Annotated in this window: 20 protein-coding genes and 1 tRNA gene; 7 read left to right on the top strand and 14 right to left on the bottom strand. The window is 62.7% G+C overall.

Annotated elements, in window-relative coordinates:
• Nucleotides 1–4: 4 nt before the first annotated feature.
• A complete protein-coding gene (locus tag AC0L3X_RS11465) occupies nucleotides 5–361 on the bottom strand; it encodes a response regulator (RefSeq protein ID WP_231143738.1) in 357 nt (118 codons plus the stop codon).
• Nucleotides 362–491: 130 nt separating this feature from the next.
• On the opposite strand from AC0L3X_RS11465, the gene AC0L3X_RS11460 reads away from it, so the two are divergent.
• A complete protein-coding gene (locus AC0L3X_RS11460; protein WP_063980194.1) occupies nucleotides 492–1,661 on the top strand; it encodes a GAF domain-containing sensor histidine kinase in 1,170 nt (389 codons plus the stop codon).
• A 32-nt stretch (nucleotides 1,662–1,693) separates the two neighbouring features.
• Here AC0L3X_RS11460 and AC0L3X_RS11455 read toward each other — a convergent pair whose 3' ends face one another.
• The 5 genes from AC0L3X_RS11455 to AC0L3X_RS11435 all read right to left on the bottom strand — a co-directional run bounded on the left by AC0L3X_RS11455 (nucleotide 1,694) and on the right by AC0L3X_RS11435 (nucleotide 3,925).
• On the bottom strand, nucleotides 1,694–1,903 hold the full coding sequence (locus AC0L3X_RS11455; RefSeq protein ID WP_063980195.1) for a hypothetical protein: 210 nt from the start codon (nucleotides 1,901–1,903) through the stop codon (nucleotides 1,694–1,696).
• Nucleotides 1,904–1,959: 56 nt separating this feature from the next.
• On the bottom strand, nucleotides 1,960–2,085 hold the full coding sequence (locus AC0L3X_RS11450) for a hypothetical protein (protein ID WP_256376444.1): 126 nt from the start codon (nucleotides 2,083–2,085) through the stop codon (nucleotides 1,960–1,962).
• A 74-nt stretch (nucleotides 2,086–2,159) separates the two neighbouring features.
• Nucleotides 2,160–2,771, bottom strand: coding sequence for a TorD/DmsD family molecular chaperone (locus AC0L3X_RS11445; protein WP_245328513.1), 612 nt, complete (start codon nucleotides 2,769–2,771; stop codon nucleotides 2,160–2,162).
• 36 nt (nucleotides 2,772–2,807) lie between these two features.
• On the bottom strand, nucleotides 2,808–3,443 hold the full coding sequence (locus AC0L3X_RS11440; protein WP_063980197.1) for a DUF3306 domain-containing protein: 636 nt from the start codon (nucleotides 3,441–3,443) through the stop codon (nucleotides 2,808–2,810).
• Nucleotides 3,444–3,463: 20 nt separating this feature from the next.
• Entirely contained in the window at nucleotides 3,464–3,925 is a 462-nt protein-coding gene (locus tag AC0L3X_RS11435; protein ID WP_063980198.1) for a DUF3305 domain-containing protein, read from the bottom strand.
• 247 nt (nucleotides 3,926–4,172) lie between these two features.
• Here AC0L3X_RS11435 and AC0L3X_RS11430 point away from each other — a divergent pair, with 247 nt between their 5' ends.
• Entirely contained in the window at nucleotides 4,173–6,158 is a 1,986-nt protein-coding gene (locus AC0L3X_RS11430) for a 4Fe-4S binding protein (protein WP_063980199.1), read from the top strand.
• Nucleotides 6,159–6,193: 35 nt separating this feature from the next.
• On the opposite strand, the gene AC0L3X_RS11425 is transcribed toward AC0L3X_RS11430, so the two are convergent.
• The 4 genes from AC0L3X_RS11425 to AC0L3X_RS11410 form a co-directional block, all read right to left on the bottom strand.
• Nucleotides 6,194–7,192 carry a formate dehydrogenase subunit gamma gene (locus AC0L3X_RS11425; protein ID WP_063980200.1) on the bottom strand — a complete coding sequence of 333 codons (999 nt, stop codon included), beginning with the start codon at nucleotides 7,190–7,192 and terminating at the stop codon, nucleotides 6,194–6,196.
• A 50-nt stretch (nucleotides 7,193–7,242) separates the two neighbouring features.
• Complete coding sequence (gene fdh3B / locus AC0L3X_RS11420) at nucleotides 7,243–7,845, bottom strand: formate dehydrogenase FDH3 subunit beta (protein WP_063980201.1); 603 nt, start codon at nucleotides 7,843–7,845, stop codon at nucleotides 7,243–7,245.
• A 12-nt stretch (nucleotides 7,846–7,857) separates the two neighbouring features.
• On the bottom strand, nucleotides 7,858–10,812 hold the full coding sequence (locus AC0L3X_RS11415) for a formate dehydrogenase subunit alpha (RefSeq protein WP_354131697.1): 2,955 nt from the start codon (nucleotides 10,810–10,812) through the stop codon (nucleotides 7,858–7,860).
• A gap of 800 nt (nucleotides 10,813–11,612) precedes the next feature.
• The gene (locus AC0L3X_RS11410; protein WP_199877119.1) at nucleotides 11,613–13,652 is read right to left on the bottom strand and encodes a TonB-dependent receptor; all 2,040 of its coding nucleotides are present in this window, start codon (nucleotides 13,650–13,652) and stop codon (nucleotides 11,613–11,615) included.
• 631 nt (nucleotides 13,653–14,283) lie between these two features.
• Here AC0L3X_RS11410 and AC0L3X_RS11405 point away from each other — a divergent pair.
• On the top strand, nucleotides 14,284–14,658 hold the full coding sequence (locus AC0L3X_RS11405; protein ID WP_473316418.1) for a PepSY domain-containing protein: 375 nt from the start codon (nucleotides 14,284–14,286) through the stop codon (nucleotides 14,656–14,658).
• Entirely contained in the window at nucleotides 14,544–15,413 is an 870-nt protein-coding gene (locus AC0L3X_RS11400) for a PepSY-associated TM helix domain-containing protein (RefSeq protein WP_473316404.1), read from the top strand. The genes AC0L3X_RS11405 and AC0L3X_RS11400 overlap by 115 nt, the downstream gene beginning before the upstream one ends.
• A gap of 130 nt (nucleotides 15,414–15,543) precedes the next feature.
• On the opposite strand, the gene AC0L3X_RS11395 is transcribed toward AC0L3X_RS11400, so the two are convergent.
• A tRNA-Leu gene (locus tag AC0L3X_RS11395) sits at nucleotides 15,544–15,630 on the bottom strand.
• Nucleotides 15,631–15,793: 163 nt separating this feature from the next.
• Between AC0L3X_RS11395 and AC0L3X_RS11390 the strand changes: the two genes are divergently transcribed.
• Nucleotides 15,794–16,759 carry a complex I NDUFA9 subunit family protein gene (locus AC0L3X_RS11390; protein WP_063985966.1) on the top strand — a complete coding sequence of 322 codons (966 nt, stop codon included), beginning with the start codon at nucleotides 15,794–15,796 and terminating at the stop codon, nucleotides 16,757–16,759.
• Between the two features lie 126 nt (nucleotides 16,760–16,885).
• On the opposite strand, the gene AC0L3X_RS11385 is transcribed toward AC0L3X_RS11390, so the two are convergent.
• From AC0L3X_RS11385 to AC0L3X_RS11375, 3 genes are all read right to left on the bottom strand, one after another.
• Nucleotides 16,886–17,626 carry an SDR family oxidoreductase gene (locus AC0L3X_RS11385; RefSeq protein ID WP_063980217.1) on the bottom strand — a complete coding sequence of 247 codons (741 nt, stop codon included), beginning with the start codon at nucleotides 17,624–17,626 and terminating at the stop codon, nucleotides 16,886–16,888.
• Between the two features lie 3 nt (nucleotides 17,627–17,629).
• Nucleotides 17,630–18,955 (bottom strand): FAD-binding oxidoreductase, encoded by a 1,326-nt coding sequence (locus AC0L3X_RS11380; RefSeq protein WP_063980218.1) that lies wholly within the window; start codon nucleotides 18,953–18,955, stop codon nucleotides 17,630–17,632.
• Between the two features lie 99 nt (nucleotides 18,956–19,054).
• Nucleotides 19,055–19,861 carry an undecaprenyl-diphosphate phosphatase gene (locus AC0L3X_RS11375; protein ID WP_063980219.1) on the bottom strand — a complete coding sequence of 269 codons (807 nt, stop codon included), beginning with the start codon at nucleotides 19,859–19,861 and terminating at the stop codon, nucleotides 19,055–19,057.
• Nucleotides 19,862–20,030: 169 nt separating this feature from the next.
• Here AC0L3X_RS11375 and AC0L3X_RS11370 point away from each other — a divergent pair, with 169 nt between their 5' ends.
• Entirely contained in the window at nucleotides 20,031–20,723 is a 693-nt protein-coding gene (locus AC0L3X_RS11370) for a glutathione S-transferase family protein (protein ID WP_063980220.1), read from the top strand.
• Nucleotides 20,672–21,847 carry a tRNA epoxyqueuosine(34) reductase QueG gene (gene queG, locus AC0L3X_RS11365; protein WP_063980221.1) on the top strand — a complete coding sequence of 392 codons (1,176 nt, stop codon included), beginning with the start codon at nucleotides 20,672–20,674 and terminating at the stop codon, nucleotides 21,845–21,847. The genes AC0L3X_RS11370 and queG overlap by 52 nt, the downstream gene beginning before the upstream one ends.
• The last annotated feature ends 110 nt before the right edge of the window (nucleotides 21,848–21,957 follow it).

Genomic DNA, 21,957 nt, shown 5'->3' with positions numbered 1-21,957 from the left:
CCCGCTATGCCCGCCCGCCGGCCAGCCTTTCAAGCTGGTCGTGAAGCTGCGCAGGAAGATACGGCTTGGGGATGAACCTCGCCCCGAGTGGGATGTCATCCGCTGCCGGGCTGAGTTGGCCGGACGTAATGAGGAGCCGCACGGGCGGCCATCGGTCTCTGATCACCGCCGCCAGCCGAAGGCCATCCATCGAGCCCGGCATCTGGATGTCGGTAAAGACGACGGTGATCGCCGGTTCCGTCTCCAGCAGATTGACAGCCTCGTCCGCGTCGGCCGCCTCGAAGACATCGAAGCCCATATCCCGCACCATGTCAGCCGCGTTCACGCGGATGAGGAAGTCATCTTCCACGATGAGGATCACGTCCCTATGCTGGCTGAGATTGGACACTTATGCTCCGGCATAACCGAGCATAAGGTTTGAACGGCTTCTTTGTTCCACAGAACGTCTTGCAAAGGATCGCGTTTGTTAGAGCAGGGCGTTAGGGTTCACCATGGCAATTGACATCAAGGCGGACGTGGATGCCGTCCAGCAGATTGGGGCAGTTCCCAAAGTTCTGGATTTGGCCGCACGCATAACGGGCATGGGCTTCGTCGCCATAGCGCGCGTAACTTCAGATCAATGGATTTGCTGCGCCGTTCGGGACAGCATCGCCTTTGGCCTTGAGCCGGGCGGAGAACTGCGTGTCGAGACGACCATCTGCAACGAGATCCGGCAGCACGGCAACACGGTCGTCATCAACGATGTGCAGACGGACAGCGACTTCTGCAATCATCCGACACCGGCCATGTATGGATTTCGCAGCTACATCTCAGCTCCCATCGTCCTGATCGACGGAGCCGTCTGGGGAACATTGTGCGCCATCGACCCCACGCCTCGACAACTTCGTACGCCTGAAATCCTCGACACGTTTCAGCTGTTGGCCGAACTGATCGCTGCACAGCTCGAACTCAATCAACGTCTGGAGCGGAGTCAGGCCGATCTCATCGACGAGCGAAAAACGGCAGAGCTTCGCGAGCAGTTCATCGGCGTATTGGGGCACGATCTTCGTAATCCCCTCGCAGCCGTCGATGCAGGCATGCGCGTGCTGCTGAAGAACCTCGACACCGGGCGGGCGCCCGAAATCGCGCTCGGCGTTCAAAAAGCCGTCTATCGCATGGCCGGCATCGTCGAAAACGTCATGGACTTCGCGCGAGGCCGACTTGGCGGAGGCCTTACGATCAAGCGAGATGCGACGCTGCCTTTGGCGCCGGTGCTGGAGCAAATCATCGCGGAGTTCAGGACGGCTTGGCCGACCGTGACGATCAGTTCATCGGTCCAAATCGAAGAGCCCATCAGCTGCGATCGGAGCAAGATGGGCCAACTTTTCTCGAACCTGCTCGGGAATGCAATTACGTACGGTGACCAGAGTAGGCCGATCCACGTCGTAGCCAGAACCTTGGACGGAACGTTCGATCTGACGGTGTCCAACGAAGGCCCGCCAATCTCCGAAAAGGCGCTGGCAAACCTCTTCAAGCCATACACGCGAGGCGACCGGCCCAGTCAGCAGGGTCTGGGACTTGGTCTTTACATCGCTTCGCAAATCGCCCAGGCCCATGGCGGCAAATTGAGTGCGATATCGACCGGACGCGAAACGACCTTCTCTTTCGAGATGCCGATCTAAGCGGGCCGGGAGCAAGATCGTCTGGAGCCAGGTTATTGCTTTACGCTGGCCGGGAAAATGAGCGACTGATCATCGATCTCCTGATCCGGGAGCTGATGGACGCCCGCCATGGCGTGCAGCTCGACCAAGGGCGGCATGGCCGCTGCGGATAGCTCTATCGAGCGAGGTTGCGTCCTGAAGATCAGGGCAGAAGCGGCGATCAGAGCTGCAACGACGAAACAAGCGATCAGCGACCGGCGCATATGGCGTCTCCCACGTCTATGTGGAGAACAGAAAGCTTAACAAACAATAATGACCGCTAAACGCGGGCGCTCGACTCAGCGAACGCCGTTGTGGCGGACTCCTGCACGAAATGATCAAGGATGCCGGCGGCACCAAGTGCGACGACGGCGGCGAACAGACAGGCAATTATGAAAACGCGCATTCTGTTGATCCCTACCCCTGCAACCTAGCACGCTTCCAAACGGATTTGTGCAGCGGCCGTACAAAACGCTGTGTTCAACCTGGAAGTGCGAAGGCCTCCGCCTCGATATCGATGAACGTCCGTCCGAGCGCGCCGACCGCCGCATAGAAGTCCGCCGAACTGGCCCGCTCGAGATCAACGAAAAAGCGCCTCATCCAGCGTGAAACATGCTGATCAAAGAAAATGCGCTCGGCATCCGCTGGCGCTGGAATGCTCCCGCCGGCGAAGCCTGCCATGATCTCACAGAGAAATCCCGCGTGATCTTCGGGCTCCGTACGTTCCGGAGCCGCTTCGAGGCCGAGACCCTCGAGAGTTTCCCGCAACCGCGCGAGTGGACGGCCATACAGGGTATCGGACAGGTAGTGTGACGCATAAGGCAGCAGCGCCCCCTTGCCCAACCCTGCAAAGAGGGCGAAGAACTCGCTCGATGCGGCCTGCTCATTGGTCCGGCGCGCTGCATCCGCCAGCGCCATGTGCGCCTTGCCCATCGCACTCGCATCGCTGTGCAATGCAGAGATCCGGCGCAGCAGCTGCGCGTCCGGGCTGCGCGTCAGCAACGTCGCCAACAGGGCATATTCCTGCGCCCGGGCGAGGTCGAATTCATCGACGATACGCACTGAAGCGATTGTTGAAGTTGGATCCATCATTGTTCGATCGCGCAAGACATATGATCCTGCCGGTTGCTAGCGGGGCAATGCGCTGCCATGACGTCGTGCTCGCTGGGAGGGCGGCTCTCCGGCAGCAGGACTGACGGACTGCATGCTCTCATTCCGGTCCTGGTCCGGTCGTGCCGTGGCATCATCGGGCAGCGATTGAGCTGCCACTATCGTCGGTTCGAGAATGGGCTGTTCGGCATCGGGCCGCCCTTGCGGAATGAGCTCGGTTGGCGGCGGCACGTCCGCAAGCGCGTCACCCACCTGCTCCAGCCCCTTCGACATCTGCGCAACGAGATCGGCGACGTTGTCCGCCGGATCGAGCGGGCCAAATCCTGGAATTGCGTTGGGATCGTTGAAATCCCACTGGTTCTCCGCAATCCCGATGAAGTCGCGGATCGCAGGGTCGGCCGCCCAGGCACGGCGCAATGCCAGGCGCGTCAGTTCGGCCGGAACGCCCGTCTGCAGGAACGCCGCAATGTCGGTGTGAGCGGTGATCGATTCGATCGACGGCAAACTGGCGAGATCGAAAGGCCGGTCTGTCTCGTCATTCGCTACGGACGGCTCGGCAGCCTGCTCTTTGTCGGCCGGGGCAAGTTCAGCGTTTTGGCTTTTCGAGGCTTGCTTGAGCCGCGCCCAGCGAACGAAGACGTTAGTCTCTGACATCGATCTCTCTCATGCCGCTGCTAACGATTGCGCTGCCGTTTGACGAATGGTCGTTCGACATGATGCTCGGCGATGAACCGGCCGACGATCTCGGAGATGCCTGGTGGCATCGGCACGGCTTCGACCAGATTGCTGCCTGCATCGGTAAACGCCTCGCCCTCCGCCGGATCGGCCGTGACCGCGAGCAGCTCGTAGGGCGGCTCGGAGCCGGTCGGACGCAAATTGACCCACAGCGTGGGCGAGCCTGACGTGAGATTTTCGCGATAGTTGGTGGTTTCGGTCCGGTGCAGCTCGATCACGGCATCACCGGCGTAGAACAACGTGACCTCGCCTTCGCCACCAATCGGAGTCCACGGCTTCGCAGTCGGCTCTCCCGCGAATACCGAGACGGGCCGCCACAGAAAATCGGCCCACGCACTCTTCGCCTTGCGCCGCTCGATTGCGACACCGACAGCAATGCGTGCAAGACTTGTCGATATCAATGTGCCCTCTCGAGATCGAGATGTGGTTCCCGCTTCCGAAGCCAATCCTGCGAAGCTGCGCTCGCGCCCGGCGAGAGCGATAATCGTGCGCTCATGATACGGGCGTCGTCTTTTCCGATACGCGGAGTATATACTTCGGGGGTGAACGGGCCAGTAGGTGGCCGCTCTATTTTGGGAGCCGCGAGATATTGTGACCGTCATATCTGATACCGGCAGGCGCCACCTGATCTGCTCGTGCGAAGGGACGATGCCGCTCGATGCAGATGCAATTCGCCGCGGCTGCCGCGGTGAAGTGACGGCAGCGACGCAGCTCTGCGGCGCCGAACTCGGCCGATTCAAGGCTGTCGCCGCCGAAGATGGTCCGCTCACGGTGGCCTGCACGCAGCAGGCGGCGTTGTTTTCGCAGGTTGCTTCCGAAAATAATCGTGCGAATTCGATACAGTTTGCCAACATCCGCGAGACCGCCGGATGGTCCGGCGATGCCGACCGCGCGGGACCGAAGATGGCCGCGCTGCTGGCCGCCGCGGCCGAAGTCGCCGCACCCGCGCCGATGGTCCAGTTGGAAAGCAGCGGGGTCATCCTGATCTACGGCCGCGACGAGGCCGCGATCGAGGCTGGCGACTTGCTGAAGGAACATCTCGACGTCACCGTGCTGATTGCGCCACCAGCCGCGATCGCACCGCCACGTAGCGCCGACTATCCGATTGCCAAAGGCCGGATAACGAGTGTCAAAGGACATCTGGGCGCGTTCGATGTGGTGGTCGACGATTTCGCCGAAGCCGCACCGTCCTCACGTCGCGCCCTGACGTTCGGCTCGTCACGCAACAACGCCCGTTCGAGCTGCGACATCGTCCTCGACTTGACCGGCGGGCCTGCGCTGGTTCCTGCCGACTTGCGCGACGGCTATCTGCGCGCGGATCCCGGCAGTCCCGCAGCAATCCTCCAGGCCGTGCTGAAAGCGCGCGACCTCGTCGGGACCTTCGAGAAGCCGCGCTACATCACCTTCGACGCCGGGCTTTGCGCACATTCGCGCTCGAAGCGGACCGGCTGCACCCGCTGTCTCGATTCCTGTCCGGCCGGCGCGATCACACCTGCCGGCAACCATGTGGCGATCGACGCCAACATCTGCGCGGGCTGCGGCCAATGCGCGACGGCCTGTCCCACCGGCGCCGCGTCCTATGCGCTGCCGGCGGAAGACGCGCTGGTCAGAAAGCTGCGTGCCATGCTGCTCGCATACCGTCAGGCGGGCGGCGAGCGGGCCGTTGTCCTCGTCCATGACGAAAGCAACGGCGCGCCGCTGATCGACGCGCTGTCGCGGTTCGGCGACGGCTTGCCCGCGAACGTGCTGCCGTTCGCGGTCAACGAGGTCACGCAAATCGGGTTGGAGAGCATCATCGCGGCTTTTGCCTATGGCGTGTCGGCGGTGCATTTCCTGCTACGGGCCAAGCCGCGCCACGACGTCTCCGGATTGACGCGGACGATCGCGCTCGCCGATCCGATCCTTGCCGGACTCGGCTTCGGCCCGGCCCGGCTTTCCGTCATCGCGACCGACGATCCGGACGGTCTGATCGAAGCGCTCCGTACCGCGCCGGCCGACGCCCCCACTCCGCGCCCTGCGAGCTTCCGCGCCGTGGGCGGCAAGCGCGACGTGCTGCGTTTTGCGCTGGCCGAACTGCACCGCGCGGCGCCTGCACCCGTCGATGTCGTTCCGTTGCCCGAAGGCGCGCCGTTCGGGGCCGTCGAGATCGATGCTGCCGGCTGCACGCTTTGCCTGTCCTGCGTGTCGGTCTGTCCGACGAGTGCCCTGCGCGACGACCCCGAGCGCCCGGCATTGCGTTTTGTCGAAGACTCCTGCGTCCAGTGCGGCCTGTGCCGGACGACGTGCCCGGAAAACGTCATCACCCTGGTTCCGCAGATCGACTTCCGCGCCAGCCGCGCGCCAACCCGGGTTCTCAAGGAAGAGGAGCCGTTTTGCTGTATCCGCTGCGGCAAGCCGTTCGGCGTCAAGAGCAGCATCGAGCGTGTGGTCGCGAAGCTCGAAGGCCAGCACTGGATGTATTCGGGCTCGGCGCAGCGGCTCGACGCCGTCAAGATGTGCGGCGACTGCCGCGTCGGCTTCGTCGCCGAACAAGGTTTTGAATCTTATGGCGCGCAGAGCCCGACCGTCCGCACCACCGACGATTACCTGCGTGACCGGGACGGGAAGCGAGACCCGGACGGCCGCTCCAACTGAATTGCCCGGTTCAGGTTGGTCCGAGCGCCATCGCGCTATTCAGCCGGCGTGGCCGAGGGTTGCCGGCCTTCCGCTTCGAGCTTTTCGGCGAGCCAGCGGTCGTGATGCTCTCTCGCCCAATTGATATCGACCTCGCCGGTACCCATGGCTTCGAATGCGCCTTCCATGCCGAGCGTGCCGATATAGATGTGTCCCAGGATCAGCGCGATGAAAAGGATCGCGATGACGGCGTGGGCGACCTGGGCGATCTGCATGTCGGCAATGTTAGTGCCGTAGAAGGGAAACAGCAGCACGAATCCCGATGCGGAGACCAGGAGGCCGGCCGCGACCGACAGCCAATAGACCATTTTCTCACCGAGATTGAAGCGGCCTGCAGGCGCATGCTTCGACTTGATGAAGCCGCCACCCTGCTTGACCCAGTCAATATCGACTCGCTTGAACAGATTGTCCCTGAAGAAAAGCACCGTGATCAGAACGAGGCCCGCCACGAAGGCGAAGCTCGTGAAATTGTGCACGTACTTGGCGACCTGGGAGATGTCGGAGAACAGATCCGGGCCGACCAGCGGCCGCAGCAGGACCTTGCCGAAGGTGATGTTCAGGCCGGTCAATCCGAGCAGCACGAACGAAACCGCTGTCAGCCAATGCGCGAACCGCTCGAAAGCCTTGAAGCGGACAATCTTCTGGCCGGAGCGCCCCGCTTCGATGCGAAGCCGGCCCATGATCAGATAGGCAAGCGCGAGCACGGCAAGCATGCCGACGATCACCACCGCCCCACCCCAGTGCAGCAGGACCTCGTGGAAATAATCCCAGGTCCGTCCCGCCGGCTGCATCAGCACGCTGGCTTTGACATCTGGAATGTCGATCCGGCCCTGGATGCGCGGCGCCTGCTCGAGAAGCGTCTTCTGATTGGCCACACTGGCGGTCGGATTGGGCGCCCCGTCGGGACCGAGCTTCTGGGCGAGCACCGGGGCTGTCGTGAGACCGAACAGCATCAACAACAGCGCTACGAAGCGAATGCGTGCGAAAGCCGTCATGACGGATACCCAATCTTCGTCCCTAATCGTCGCGGTAAACGCAGGTCCCCTTACGACTTGACGTCCTCGTGATAGGCGGTTGTCCAGCCCCAGGCTCCGGAACCATAGCCGCGCTTCTCGACGCGCTCCTCGTAGATCTGGGCGATGATGTCGCCATCGCCTGCGAGCAGTGATTTGGTCGAGCACATCTCGGCGCACAACGGCAGCTTGCCTTCGCCGAACCGGTTCGAGCCGTATTTCGCATATTCTTCAGCGCTGCCCGGTGCCTCCGGACCGCCGCCGCCCGCGCAATAGGTGCACTTGTCCATCTTGCCGCGCGAGCCGAAATTCCCGACCTGGGGATATTGCGGCGCTCCGAACGGGCAGGCGTAGAAGCAATAGCCGCAGCCGATGCACAGATCCTTGTCGTGCAGGACGATACCGTCTTCGGTCGGATAGATGCACTTGACCGGACACACCGACGCGCAAGGCGCATCGGTACAGTGCATGCAGGCCATCGACACCGACCGCTCGCCGGGCTTGCCGTCATTGATCGTGACGACGCGCCGCCGATTGATGCCCCAAGGCACTTCGTTCTCGTTCTTGCAGGCGGTCACACAGGCATTGCAGTCGATGCAACGGTCCGCATCGCACAGGAATTTCATGCGTGCCATTGGTCTAACCTCTCATGCGGCCCTGATCTGACACAGCGTGGCTTTCGGCTCCTGCATGCCGGTGGCAGGATCATAGCCATAGGTCGTCAGCGTGTTGTTGCTCTCGCCGAGCACGATGGGATCGGCCCCCGTTGGATATTTCGCCCGAAGGTCGGTTCCCTCGTACCAGCCGGCGAAATGGAACGGCATCCAGGCAACGCCCTTGCCGACGCGTTCAGTCACCTGCGCCTTCATCCGGGCCCGCGAGCTGTTCTCTGCACCGGTCACCCAAACCCAGCCGCCATCGACGATGCCGCGCTCGGCTGCGTCCGCCGGGTTGATCTCGACGTACATGTGCTGCTTCAGTTCGGCGAGCCATCTGTTGGACCGCGTTTCCTCGCCACCGCCTTCGTATTCAACCAGACGGCCCGAGCTCAGGATCAGCGGGAACTGCTTCGAGATCGCGCGATCGACGGCCGCCTTCTGCACGGAGAAGCCGATATTGGGCACGCGGAATTGCTTCGCGTCCGGCAAGGTCGGATAGTCGGCGACGAGGTCGGGACGCGGCGTGTAGATCGGCTCGCGATGCACCGGAACCGGATCGGGAAGATTCCACGCAATCATGCGTGCCTTGGCGTTTCCGTAAGGCGAACACCCGTGTTCGATCGCGACCCGCTGGATGCCGCCGGAAAGATCGGTCGACCATGACACCTTGTCGGGATCGGCCGGATTGATGCGCTCGATCACGTCGCGTTCTTGCGTCGTGAGGTCCTTGTCCCAGCCGAGTTTCTTCAGCACGCCAAGGGTGAACTCGGGATAACCGTCCTTGATCTCCGAACCAACGGAGTACGAGCCTTCGGCAAGAAGATTATCGTGATCTTCCCGCTCCACCTCCTGCCCGTTCTCCATCACCTTGCGCTTCACGACGCGCTCGACTCCGAACCGCGCGCGGAAGGTACCGCCGCCCTCCTTCACCGGAAGGTTGGTATTGTAGAGGATCGGCGTGCCCGGATGCCTGTACTCGGGCGTGCCCCAGCACGGCCATGGCAGGCCGTAATAATCTCCACCAACCTCCGGATCATCCTTCGGCGCCCGCAGCGTCACCAGGTCGAACTTATGCTGGTTTCTCATGTGGGCCTTGAGCCGCTCCGGCGACTGGCCGCAATAGCCCGTCGACCAGCCGCCGCGGTTGATCTCGCGCAGGATGTCCTCCGCCGAGACCGCGCCGTTCTCGACCTTGATGTTCTTGAACATCAGGTCGGCAAATCCGAATTTGCGGGCGAACAGGTACATGGTGTCGTAGTCGTTCTTCGATTCGAAGACCGGATCGACGATCTTTTCGCCCCATTGCAGGGAGCGGTTGGAGTTGGTGCGCGAACCTTCCATCTCGAAGCTCGTGCAGGCCGGCAGGAGGTAAGTGCCGTTCTTGCGCTCCGACAGCACCGACCATGCGGTCGGATAGGGATCGCAGACCACCAGCAACTCCAGCTTCTCGATGCCCTTCACCGCTTCCGGCATCCGCGTGATGGTGTTGACGCCATGGCCCATGATGAACATGGCCTGCACCGGATTGGGCTGGCTGATCTGATTCTTCGGGAGCAGGGTTGCGTCGAACCAGCGCGTGCTGGGAATGCCAGGCGTTTCCATCAGCTTCTTGTCGGGGAAGCGCGACTTCATCCAGTCGTAGTCGACCTCCCATACCCGGCACCAATGCCGCCAGGCCTCCTCGGCAAGACCGTAGTACAGCGGCAGCGAGGTGACATCGAGACCGAGATCGGTTGCACCCTGCACGTTGGTGTGGCCGCGGAAAATGTTGGCGCCTGCGCCGGGCAGCCCCATGTTGCCGGTGGCGAGCAGCAACAGGCAGCTGGCGCGGACATTGGCGGTGCCGGTGGTGAACTGGGTCTGCCCCATCGCCCAGATCAGGGTGGACGGCTTCTGTTTGGCGAACAGTTCGGCGACGTGCTTGACCTGCGCCTCCGGCAGGCCGGTCACGCGCTCGACCTCCTTGGGCGGCCACTTCGCAACCTGCTTCCGGACCTCATCCAGGCCATAGACGCGCTGAGCGAGGAATTCCTTGTCCTCCCAGCCATTCTCGAAAATGTGCCACAGCATGCCGTAGATCGTGGCGATATGCGTGCCGGGGCGAACCCGGACATATTCGGTCGCGTGCGCAGCGGTCCGCGTCATCCGGGGATCGACCACGATCATGTTGGCGCGGTTGAGCTCCTTGCCTTCAAGAATGTGCTGCAGCGAAACCGGATGGGCCTCGGCCGGATTGCCACCCATCAGCAGGATGGTCTTGGCGTTGCGGATGTCGTTGTAGCTGTTGGTCATCGCGCCGTAGCCCCAGGTATTGGCTACACCGGTGACCGTCGTGGAGTGGCAGATCCGCGCCTGATGATCGGAATTATTGGTGCCCCAAAACGCCGCAAGCTTGCGATTGAGATAAGCGGCCTCGTTGGTGAACTTGGCGGAGCCAAGCCAATAGACCGAGTCGGGCCCCGCCTTCTGGCGGATATCCAGCAGCTTGTCGCCGATCTCGTCGATCGCCGTCTCCCAGGAGATGCGCGTCCACTGTCCGTTGACGAGCTTTACGGGGTAACGCAGGCGTCGTTCGTTCAACACGTCGTCGCGAACTGCCGCACCCTTGCAGCAATGCGAGCCGCGATTAATCGGACTGTCGTAGTCGGGCTCCTGCCCGATCCATACGCCGTTGGCGACCTTGGCGATCACCGAGCAACCGACCGAGCAGTGCGTGCAGACGTTCTTGCGGGTCGTGACCGTTGCGCCGACGGGTGGCGGCGGACCGGCTTCGGCCTTGCGCACGCTGTGCAGCGCGATCTCACCCACCGCGGCCAACGCGCCAGCCGTGACTCCCGAGCGCTTCAGGAACGTCCGCCGGTCCAGTTTCGCCGATGCTTCGTCGGCCGCCGCATCGAAAAGCCTGGCACGCTCCGGACGACGTTCGGACTTCCTGATCAGCACGGAAGTCTCCTATCGAGCGGGATAGCTGTTGACGCGGTAGAAATTCCTGACTTCCCGGGAGTCAGGTCGATAGCGAGCCTTCCGCTTCTGATCGAGATCAACGGGCTTTGCGGAAGCCGCTGCCGGCAACAATTGGCCGGCACCCAACGCACCGGCACCGACAATCGTCAGCCGAAGCAAGTCACGTCGAAGAAGCTTTGGCGCTTGATCATTCTTCAACGAAGCACACTCCCTGTCGGGGTCAGGCCTTCCCGAAGGCTATCCGAGTTTTGCGCCGGACATCAATCACAGACCTGCGTTGCATAATCTGCAGGAGCAGCCGTGCACGCAGCTTTGCTGCTCGTGTTACCGCAACAAGCGGTCAATCGCCGTCAACATCATTGTTATCAGCCGTTCGGCTCCGCAGATTGTCGTGCGAATTGGAAACGCCGAAACATCGAGCAGATGATTGCCGGACGGGTGACGTCACACGCGTCGCGAGTGACGGACTCGCGATCGATACGAATGATACGTCGACATCGTGAGCGATCGCGGAAATCCGCGTCGGGTCGGCGGGGCCGCGCCCCTTCGTTGCGCGTTTGAGATCACGCAACACAAGGATGCGATTTATCTATCTGGAAATGCTGGGTATCCAGAAAAAGCTGGCGCCCCGGAAAGGACTCGAACCTTCACGGCCGCGAAGGCACCTGAAGCCAGAGCGTCTACCAATTCCACCCACCTGCGCGCCGTTTGGGGCACGGAGGCGGTTACCATGGTTCGGTGACGCGCTTGGCGCAGGACGATGCGCCTCTCTGGCAGCGTCAGAAGTCAACCGTCATTGATAACCACAACGTACGCGGCATGCCGCTGATCACATAACCGGTCGGATTGCCGATCCAATAGCGTTTGTCGAAGAGGTTGGTGAGAGAAGCACGGAACGTGGTGGGTCGTCCCGCCAGTTGGGTTGCGTAACGTGCACCAATGTCGAACGTCATCCAGGCCGGAACACTTTGGATGTTGTCAGCACTGACATAGGCCTGGCTGGTGTAGATGGTACGCGCCGTCGTAGTCAGCCCGGGCAGGAACGGAGTGTCCCACTCGACACCGAGATTGCTCTGCCATTCCGGAGCGCCGATGGCACGGTTGCCATCATGGAGGTGCCCTTCAGTCTTTGTCAGCCGCGCGTCGAGGTAAGTCACCCCTCCCAGGACGCGGATCCCGGGCCCGACTTCACCGAACGTATTGAACTCGATGCCCCGGTTCCTTTGCTCACCATCGAGACTGAAGATCCTGGTAACCGGATCGGTCGCGCCGCTCGGCAGGCTGATCTGGAATGCCGCGAGGCTCGCGCCGAAGCCTCCGAGATCAAGCTTGGTTCCGACTTCATACTGCTTTGTCTTGAAGGGCGCGAACACCGCATTGGTGTTGGCGGCGCCGGACGGCGGCGTTGGTCCAGGCGTGAGGCCTTCGATGTAGTTGGCGTAGAAGGACAGCTCCTTGATCGGCCGAACCACCAGCGCCACGGAAGGCGACGTGGCGCTCTGATCGTAGTGGGTCGCTTCCAGGCCGCTCACGGGGGCATAGCTGTTCGCGATAACCTGCTGCTGTCGCGCTCCGACGATCACCTGAAGCATCCCGTTCATCATCGAGAGCGTATCGGCGACGCCGACACTTCTCAGACCAAGGAAGGCCGACTTCCCCTCAGGGAATGAAGACAGCGGGGTGCCCGGACTCGCCAGCAGGTTCGGCGTGTAGATGTTGGTAAGATAGTTTCCGTAATTGGTCTGACCGAGCCAGTCAGTGCGGTTCAAGGCACTGCCGCTGACAACGACCTCATGACCGACCGGACCTGTGTCGAAACGCGCCCGCACGCCGGCTTCGCCCGATACGCCGTCGTTTTTGCCGGTCTGGAAGCGAGAGGTCGAGAGGGCATCGCCTGCCGTGTTTAGAATGGTGGCGCCGGGGGCTTCCTGCTTGTCGAAGGTGAATTGGTTGGCGCCGATTGCGCCGAACACGGTGACATTATTCGACACATCATATTCGGCGCGCGTAAGCCCGGTGAGGCTCTTCGCGCGGGCATAGTCGAACGGCTGGGCGAGGTTGATGCGGGGGTCCGGAGCGTTCGGCACCGCGATGCCAGTGACGGGCGTGTAGCCGCGAGCTGCCGCTTTCATCCAGTCGTCCTGATAGATGACATCGGCGGACCACCTGAAGCGCTCGCCCCGATAGTCAACGCCAAGCGAACCGACTCCGTCGCGTACCGACTGACGGTCGATCGTCGTATTGCCGCCATCGATCCCGCCGTTGAAACGAACGCCCCATTCCCGCTGCTCGCCGTAACGGCGCGCCACGTCGATCTCCGTGCCAAACCGCGCATTCGAGATGTAGCCGGCAGTCAGACGCGTCAGGTCCTCGTTTGCCCGTTTGGTCACGACATTGACGCTGCCGCCGATGCTGCCGGACGGAGCCATGCCATTGAGGAACGCCCCGGGTCCCTTGAGCAGCTCGATGCGCTCGATCGGCGCAGGGTTGATCCGGTAAGCCGGCACGAGGCCGTACAGCCCATTCAGCGCGATCTCGCTGTTCTCGACCCGGAAGCCGCGAATGGTCAGCGCGTCATAGCGATTGCTGCTACCGATCGCCGCCCGTACCGACGAATCGGAATTGGTCAGGACCTCGGCGACACTGGTCGCCTGCTGATCGCGGATGGTCTTTTCAGTGTAGCTCGTGAGGCTATATGGCGTTTCCATATAATCCCTGTTGCCGAGGAGGCCGACCTGTCCGCCCCTTGCGACTTGCCCTCCAACATACGGCACCGGCAACGCTGCCTGTTTTGCTCCAAGCGTGGCAGGCGCGCTCATCACTGGCGCGTTCTCACGTCGCTCTGCCCGCCGCGTCGTCGCAGCGCGCGATGTATTGGATGACCGCTGTCGCCGCGCGGGAGAGGCTCGCTGCTCAGGCGCGACGACGGTCACGGGAGGGAGTGACTGTCCGGACGTCGCCGATTGTTGGCGGCCCGATTGCTGTGCGACGGATGAGGTCGTGGTCAAAAACACTGACACGCACGCAAGCCCGAATGCGCGCGAGAAGGTCACGTCGTTAAGCATGCAGTCCCCGGAGTCTTTTCTTCTTGATGCCCCGTCCCAGACACGAATCGCTTGGGACGAGAGCGACTAAGCATTCGGGAAAATCCATGCCAACTAGAAGGCGTCTAAGCTTCCAGGTGATCCTGGCGCGCCGCTCTACGTTTCGATTTCACATCGCATCGATTGTTGGTAAGCGCGAAAGCCTTTTGCTGCCGCCCGAACGCACGATTCGAAAAAATTCGTAAGACCGCAACGCGCCGGATGTGATCGCGACGAGCCATGAGGCAGACCGCGCGAAACCACCGCGGTCAATTGTCACAGACGCGCAATTGCTGGGGACTCAAGACCCGACATGACATCGCTACTGGTAAATGCGTCGCGTACCGCCGCGCGGAAGCGACCCAACATGCGATCGCTGCGGACGTGGGCCGGCATCCACCGCTGGACGAGCATCATCTCGACGCTGTTCCTGCTGATCCTCTCCCTGACGGGCTTGCCGCTGATATTCCAAAAGGAGATCGACGAGGCGTTTGGTTCATCGGGAATGTTGGCCGAAGTCCCGGAAAGCAAGGGCGCGCCAACGCTTGATTCCATCGTCTCGGCAGCGCTGGCGCGACACCCCGGCGATACGATGATCTCACTCGAATTTGCAAAGCGTGGCCGATCGTGGATACGCGCTCGGCGCCAACCCCGGATGCCGGACCCACTCGGATACACCGCGAGGCGATCGACCTTCGCACCGGTCAGCTCACAACGATGCCGCAACGGCGTAGTCCCGTGATGCAATTCCTGCACACGCTGCACGCGGATTTGTATCTGGGGCTGCCCGGCGGCTTGTTCCTTGCCGGCACGGCACTCGTCGTCATCGCCTCTGTCGTCTCGGGCTTGATACTCTATCCGCCATTCGTCCGCCGATTTGGATTTGGCACGGTTCGCACGAACAAGAGCCGAAAACTATTGTGGCTCGACCTGCACAATCTGACGGGCATCATTACGATGGCATGGCTGCTCCTCGTTGCCACGACCGGAGCAATCAACACCCTGCATGGCCCCGTTTCCACTTCGGTAAGGACAGCCATGTCCGACGAGATTCGGCGGCGGGTCGTCATGACACAGGCAGGGCGTATGGAAGAAGTCGATCGGCCTGGGTCAATCGAAGCTGCGATCGCTGCTGCCCGCGGCAAGGTGCCAGCAGCGCGAGTGATGTCGTTGTTGTTCCCGAACGCTGAGATCAGTCCGTCCAACCACTACGTGGTTCTGATGAAGGACGGACAAATGATGACACAGGAGCTCTTCTACGCGGTGCTCATCGACGCCCATACCGGTGGCGTGTCTGATGTATTCGAGCCGACGGGTGTCACGAAGGCGCTGCTGATCGCCGAGCCGTTGCATTTTCCGACGACGTTTCCCGGCCTGGCGCCCAAGCTCGTCTGGGCGTTTTTCGACATCGTGACGATCATGGTGCTGGTGAGCGGTTTGTATTTGTGGGCCAGCAAACCGGGCGGTCGCATCCAGCGCAAACGCTCTGCGAAATAGGAAGCGCCGGTGCCGACACGGCGAGCGCATTCTTGCAAGCCAAGGAGCCAAACCACCCGTGGCCAAGGGAGCCGTCCAAGCACGCAGATGGGGCTCAACTAACTGGAATTGCTCATTTTCCAGAATTGTATGGTGCCCAGGAAAGGACTCGAACCTTCACGGCCGTTAAGCCACTGGCACCTGAAGCCAGCGCGTCTACCAATTCCACCACCTGGGCATGCCGTTTGGGGCACGGAGGCGGTTACTACGGTTCGGTGACGCGGTTGTCAAATGCTGCTTGGCACCTGCGCGGGGATGCGGATTGCGCATCGCAAACCGGCCCGATACAAGCCTGATAACACGCACTCTTTCCGCAGGAATGGACCCCAGGAATGGATCCCATGGCATCGAATCTGGAAACTCTCGTCACGGTTTTCGGCGGATCGGGGTTTTTGGGCCGGAATGTCGTCCGCGCGCTGTGCCGGCGGGACTACCGGGTCCGCGTCGCGGTGCGGCGGCCGGAACTGGCCGGGTACCTCCAGCCGTCCGGCAAGGTCGGGCAGGTCCACACCGTGCAGGCGAATCTGCGCTATCCGGCCTCGGTCGAGGCGGCGCTGCGTGATTCGCATGTCGTGATCAATCTGGTCGGCATCCTCACCGAGGGCGGCGCGCAGAGCTTCGACGCCGTCCAGGCCAGGGGCGCCGAGACCGTCGCCAAGGCGGCGGCCGCCGCCGGGGCACGCCTGGTGCATGTCTCCGCGATCGGCGCCGATGCGGAATCGCCCTCGCGCTATGCCAAGGCCAAGGCGGCCGGCGAAGCGGCTGTGCTGGCCGCGGTGCCCTCGGCCACCATCTTCCGTCCCTCCGTGATGTTCGGCCCCGAGGACCAGTTCACCAACCGTTTTGCCGCGCTGGCGCGGATGTCGCCGGTGCTGCCGCTGATCGGCGCCGAGACCAGGATGCAGCCGGTCTATGTCGGCGACGTCGCCACCGCGATCGCGGATGCCGTCGACGGCAAGGCCAAGGCGGGCGCGACCTACGAGCTCGGCGGGCCGGAAGTGCTGACCATGCGCGAGATCATCGAGGCCATTTTGGCCATCACCGACCGCAAGCGGGCGCTGGTCCCGCTGTCGTTCGGCCTTGCTCGCTTCCAGGCCAACTTCCTGCAATTCGCGCCGGGTGCGCTGAAGCTTACGCCGGACCAGGTTACGCTGCTCGAGCACGACAATGTCGTGTCGGAGGCGGCCAAGGCGGCGGGGCTGACGCTGGAAGGCCTCGGCATTGCCGCGGATTCGCTGGAGGCCATCGCCCCGCAATATCTCTGGCGTTTTCGCGCGGCCGGGCAGTTCCAGCGAATGAGCGTTTGAGGTTTCCGCAGCGTCATGGCCGGGCTTGACCCGGCCATCCACGTCTTTCTCACCGCGGCCACCAAGAACGTGGATGCCCGGCACAAGGCCGGGCGTGACGAGACTGTGGTGTGGGTCGCAACCGCCTCAAAACTTCAGCTTCTTGAACACCGCTTCCGGCAGCGTCTTGATGATCAGCATCACGAGACGCCATTTGCCGCTGACATAGACGACGTCGGTCTTCTTCTCGACGGCGTTGAGGATCGCATCGCCGACGACCGGCGCCTCGACGGTGAGCGGGCCGATCAGCTTCATGCCTTCCGTCATTTTCGTGCGGACGAAGCCGGGTTTTACGGTGACGACATGGACGCCGTCGCGGCTGGCGCGGGCGCGCAGGCCCGACAGGAAGGCGGAGAAGCCTGCCTTGGCCGATCCGTAGACATAATTGGAGGCACGGCCGCGATCGCCGGCGACGGACGAGACGCCGACGAGCGTACCACTGCCGCGCGCCAAAAATTTCTCTGCGAACAGGCCGAGGATCAGCGACGGGCCCTCGTAGTTCGAGCGCATGATCGTGGTGGCGTGCGCGAGATCGCTCTCGGCATTTTGCTGCACGCCCAGTAGGCCGACGATCGAGACAACGACATCAGGCAACGCAGGAAGGCCGCTCACAAAACCCTCGAACGAAGCGGTATCGAGCACATCGAATGTGTGGAGGCCAACCTCGACATTGTAGCGCGCGCGCAGATCGGCGGCGTCAGGCTCGAGTGCGGCGACGTCACGGCCCGCGAGGGCGACATCGTATCCGGCCTTGGCAAAGGCGCGCGCGGCGGCGCGGCCGATATCGGAGGAGCCACCGAGCACAATTGCGGACTTGCGTGACGTCACGGCTTAAACCTCATCGAACAGGCGTTGTGAAAGTTTTGAGCGGATGGTCCCGGCGGGATCGAGCGATTTGCGGATTGCGTTGAAGCGCCGCAAGGCCGGATAGCCAGCTTCGAACGTGGCGCGCGACTGGCGTGCATCCTTGGCCAGATAAAGCCGGCCGCCGGCGGCGACGACCAGGCGGTCGATCTCGTCGAGGAAATTCAGGATGTCGCCCTTCACCGGGAAATCCAGCGCCAGCGTGTAGCCGGGCAGTGGGAACGACAGGATGCCGTCGCCCTGGCCGAGTTTCTTGAGCACCGCGAGGAAGGAGGCATCGCCGCGCCGGGCGACGCGATCGAGGATCTCGCCGAGCACGGCGCGGGCGCCCAGCTCCGGGATCACGCATTGATGCTGGAGAAAACCGCGCCGGCCGTAGATGCGGTTCCAGTCACTGATGCTGTCGAGCGGGAAGAAATACGGATAGAGCGAGACCACATGGCTGGCGCCGGCGCGCCGCGCGCCCATGCGGTAGTAGAGCTCGTTGAAGGCGCGGATGCTGTAGCGGTTCAGCGTCATCGACGGCAGGTCGACGGGCACCGCGAGGCCGGGATTTTTGCCGGCGGGAAATGCACCGGCGCCGTCGGCAATCTCGCCCGTCCTTGCGTGCTCGCCGAGATAGATCAGCGAGCGGCCGAGATCGCTGCCGCGTGCGGCACAATCGATCCAGGCCACCGAATAGGTCGCGGAATCGCCCGCATCGAGCGCGCGCATCGCGGCATCGAGATCGGATGCGGAGATCACCCGCTCGCGGATCCACCCCGTTTCGACCGGTCGTAGCCGCATCGTCGCCTCGAGGATCACCCCGGTGAGGCCCATTCCGCCGACGGTCGCGAAGAAGGCATCGGAATTCTGTTCGCGCGAGGCCTCGATGGTCTCGCCCTGCCCGGTGCGCAGCAGGATGCTGTCGACATAGCGGCCGAAACCACCCTCACAATGATGGTTCTTGCCGTGGACATCGGCGGCAATGGCGCCGCCAACCGAGACGAAGCGCGTACCCGGCACGACGAAGGGCAGGAAGCCGCGCGGGCCAAAAGTGTCGATCAGGTCCGACAGCAGCACGCCGGCTTCGAGCCGGATGCGTCCGGTCACGGGATCGAACGACCGGACCCGGTCGAACCCCGTCATCGCGATGGTCCTTGCGGCGCCGATCGCGGCATCGCCATAGGCGCGGCCGTTGCCCCTGGCCACGGAGCCCGTCACCACGGCTTCGCCCACGGCCTCGAACGACCGCGGCCGCAGCAGCTCGCTATCGACGACCGGGAAACGCCCCCAGCCGCTGACGAGGGTCATAGTTCAGCTCCTGTGCCGGGCGCGCCGCCCTGCTCTGGAAACTGCCTACCGATCAAAAGCTTATATTGCGTTGAGGCGCGTCAGTGAGTTTTCGAGGGGTTAACGGCCGAGCGCCAGCGCGATCAGGCCGAGCGTGCCGACGATCACGCGCCACCAGGCAAACACCGCGAAGCCGTGGCGGGTGACGTAGCTCAAGAAAGTCTTCACGACGATGATCGCGGTGATGAACGACACCACGAAACCGATCGCGACGATGCCCATGTGGTCCATCGTCATCTCGGAGCGGTTCTTGTAGAAATCGTAGGCGAACGCGCCGATCATGGTGGGGATGGCGAGGAAGAACGAGAACTCCGCCGCCGCGCGCTTGTCGGCGCCCAGAAACATCGCGGCGACGATGCTGGCGCCGGAGCGCGACACGCCCGGGATCATCGCGATGCACTGCGCGATGCCGATATAGAGATACATCAGCAGCGGAAAGCGGGTGGCGTCATGCTCGCGCGCCTTGAGATCGAGCCGATCGACCCACAGCAGGATGGCGCCGCCGACGATCAGCGAGAAGCACACGACCCACGGATTGAACAGCAGGCTCTTGATGTATTTGCCGGCGACGAGACCGACGATGACCGCGGGCAGGAACGCCACCAGCACGCCGATCACGAAGCGGCGCGCATAGGCGTCGCCGGTGAACATACCGATCGCGACGTCCCACAATTTCTTGAAGTACAGCACGACGATCGCGAGGATCGCACCAAGCTGGATCAGAACGGTAAACGAATCCCAGAAGGCGCCTTCGCCGAGATGGAAGAAGCGCTCCGCGAGCAGAAGGTGGCCGGTCGAGGACACGGGAAGGAACTCGGTCACACCCTCGATGATGCCGAGGATCACTGCCCGTATTGCGTCTGACATATTTACGGTCCATTTCCGCTGGAAAAGCGGGGCTCTTCTCGCCTATTCGTCCTGCTCTCGCAATCGCAAAATGCGACGTCACGCCCTTGCCTCGCGGTTTTGAAGGACTAGTGTGGCGCCGCACAAACATTGATGGATTCTTAATCACCATCAAATAGTCAAAGGCTTCATGTTTACGCTGTTTCATCATCCGTTCTGCCCGCATTCGCGTTTCATCCGCCTGATCGCGGGAGAATACGGGCTCGAATTGCGGCTGGTCGAAGAACGCAGCTGGGAGCGGCGCGAGGCATTTCTGCTGCTCAATGCGGCCGGCACCACGCCCGTCCTGGTGGACAAGGAACAATCGCCCATACCGGGCGCCGCGATCATCGCCGAATATGTCGATGAGGCCTACGGCGCCGACATGGGACCGAAGCGCCTGATGCCGGAAACGGTCGCCGAGCGCGTCGAGGTGCGCCGGCTGATGGCCTGGTTCAACGAAAAATTCTTCGAGGAGGTCTCGCATCCTCTGGTCACCGAGCGCATCTACAAGCGCTTCATGAGCGAGGAGAACGGCGGCGGCGCACCCTCGGCCGACGTGATGCGAGCCGCCAAGGCCAACGTGCGCTATCATCTGGCCTATATCGGCTGGCTGGCGCAGACGCGGAACTTCCTCGCCGGCGACCGGCTCACCTACGCGGACCTCGCCGCCGCGGCGCATCTCTCGGCGATCGACTATCTGGGCGACGTGCCATGGAGCGAGGACGACGCAGCAAAGGCGTGGTACGCGCGGGTGAAATCCCGCCCGTCGTTCCGTCCGCTGCTGAGCGAATGGCTGGCGGGCGTGCCGGCATCGCGGACCTACGTGGACCTCGACTTCTGAACTCGGATCCGACCGAATTGAAGGCGGCGCTTGCAAACGAGGCACGCGCGCTCGGCTTCGACTGCATCGGCATCACCGCATCCGGCACGATCGAAAACGCCGGAAAGCATTTTCTCGAATTCATCGCCTCGGGCGGCCATGGCGACATGGACTGGCTTGCAGCACACCCCGAGCGCCGCGTCGATCCACGCGGGCTATGGCAGGACGTGCGCAGCGTCATCATGCTCGGCGTCAATTACGGGCCCGACCAGGATCCGCTCGCGATCCTGCAGCAGCGCACGCGCGCGGCGATCTCGGTCTATGCGCAGGGCGACGACTACCACGATCTCATCAAGAAGCGCCTGAAGGCGCTGGCGCGCTGGCTGGTCGCGACCGCGCCATCGGACGTAAAGGTGTTCGTCGACACCGCGGCGGTGATGGAGAAGCCGTTGGCGCAAGCCGCGCATCTGGGCTGGCAGGGCAAGCACACCAATCTCGTCTCGCGCGAGTTCGGCTCCTGGCTATTCCTCGGCGCGATCTACACGACGCTCGAGCTGCCGCGCGACGACGCCGAGATCGATCATTGCGGCTCATGCCAGGCGTGCCTCGACATCTGCCCGACGTCGGCGTTTCCGGCGCCCTACAAGCTCGATGCGCGGCGCTGCATCTCGTATCTGACCATCGAGAACAAGGGACCGATCCCGCGCGAGTTTCGCAAGGCCATCGGCAACCGCATCTATGGCTGCGACGATTGCCTTGCAGCGTGTCCCTGGAACAAGTTCGCGCAGGAGGGACGCGAGGCAAAGCTCGCCGCGCGCGACGAATTGCGCGCGCCGTCGCTCGCCGAACTCGCACGGCTCGACGATGCATCGTTTCGCGCGCTGTTCACGAAGTCGCCGGTGAAGCGCATCGGCCGCGACCGGTTTTTGCGGAACGTGCTGATCGCGATTGGTAACTCCGGTGAGGCGATGCTGGCGGAGGAGGCGCGGCGATTGCTCGGCGATGAGAGCGCTTTGGTGCGTGGCGCTGCGGTGTGGGCGCTGGAGCAGCTGGTGTCGCGCGGAGAGTTTGAGGCGATGAGGTTTGCCACGGCGAGCAACGAGCACGACGACAGCGTGCGTGAAGAGTGGCAGGCCGCTTCCTAATTCTCGGTGTCATGCCCCGGCTTGACCGGGGCATCCAGTACGCCGCGGCCTCTCGATTGAACCACAATCGTCTCGGAGTACTGGGCGGATTCAAACGGTCGTCGCAACAC

The sequence above is a fragment of the Bradyrhizobium sp. MI1.7 genome (assembly GCF_055811795.1).
The sequence above is the reverse complement of the archived record's forward strand: the minus strand, read 5'-3'. Positions and strand labels throughout refer to the sequence as shown.

Coding starts and splice junctions, on each gene's coding strand:
- AC0L3X_RS11375 (WP_063980219.1), bottom strand. CDS start 19,861: ATGTCAGACGCAATACGGGCAGTGATCCTCGGCATCATCGAGGGTGTG.
- AC0L3X_RS11410 (WP_199877119.1), bottom strand. CDS start 13,652: ATGAGCGCGCCTGCCACGCTTGGAGCAAAACAGGCAGCGTTGCCGGTG.
- AC0L3X_RS11390 (WP_063985966.1), top strand. CDS start 15,794: ATGGCATCGAATCTGGAAACTCTCGTCACGGTTTTCGGCGGATCGGGG.
- AC0L3X_RS11425 (WP_063980200.1), bottom strand. CDS start 7,192: ATGACGGCTTTCGCACGCATTCGCTTCGTAGCGCTGTTGTTGATGCTG.
- AC0L3X_RS11430 (WP_063980199.1), top strand. CDS start 4,173: ATGCCGCTCGATGCAGATGCAATTCGCCGCGGCTGCCGCGGTGAAGTG.
- fdh3B (WP_063980201.1), bottom strand. CDS start 7,845: ATGGCACGCATGAAATTCCTGTGCGATGCGGACCGTTGCATCGACTGC.
- AC0L3X_RS11460 (WP_063980194.1), top strand. CDS start 492: ATGGCAATTGACATCAAGGCGGACGTGGATGCCGTCCAGCAGATTGGG.
- AC0L3X_RS11455 (WP_063980195.1), bottom strand. CDS start 1,903: ATGCGCCGGTCGCTGATCGCTTGTTTCGTCGTTGCAGCTCTGATCGCC.
- queG (WP_063980221.1), top strand. CDS start 20,672: ATGGCTGGCGGGCGTGCCGGCATCGCGGACCTACGTGGACCTCGACTT.
- AC0L3X_RS11450 (WP_256376444.1), bottom strand. CDS start 2,085: ATGCGCGTTTTCATAATTGCCTGTCTGTTCGCCGCCGTCGTCGCACTT.
- AC0L3X_RS11370 (WP_063980220.1), top strand. CDS start 20,031: ATGTTTACGCTGTTTCATCATCCGTTCTGCCCGCATTCGCGTTTCATC.
- AC0L3X_RS11405 (WP_473316418.1), top strand. CDS start 14,284: ATGCGATCGCTGCGGACGTGGGCCGGCATCCACCGCTGGACGAGCATC.
- AC0L3X_RS11380 (WP_063980218.1), bottom strand. CDS start 18,955: ATGACCCTCGTCAGCGGCTGGGGGCGTTTCCCGGTCGTCGATAGCGAG.
- AC0L3X_RS11445 (WP_245328513.1), bottom strand. CDS start 2,771: ATGATGGATCCAACTTCAACAATCGCTTCAGTGCGTATCGTCGATGAA.
- AC0L3X_RS11440 (WP_063980197.1), bottom strand. CDS start 3,443: ATGTCAGAGACTAACGTCTTCGTTCGCTGGGCGCGGCTCAAGCAAGCC.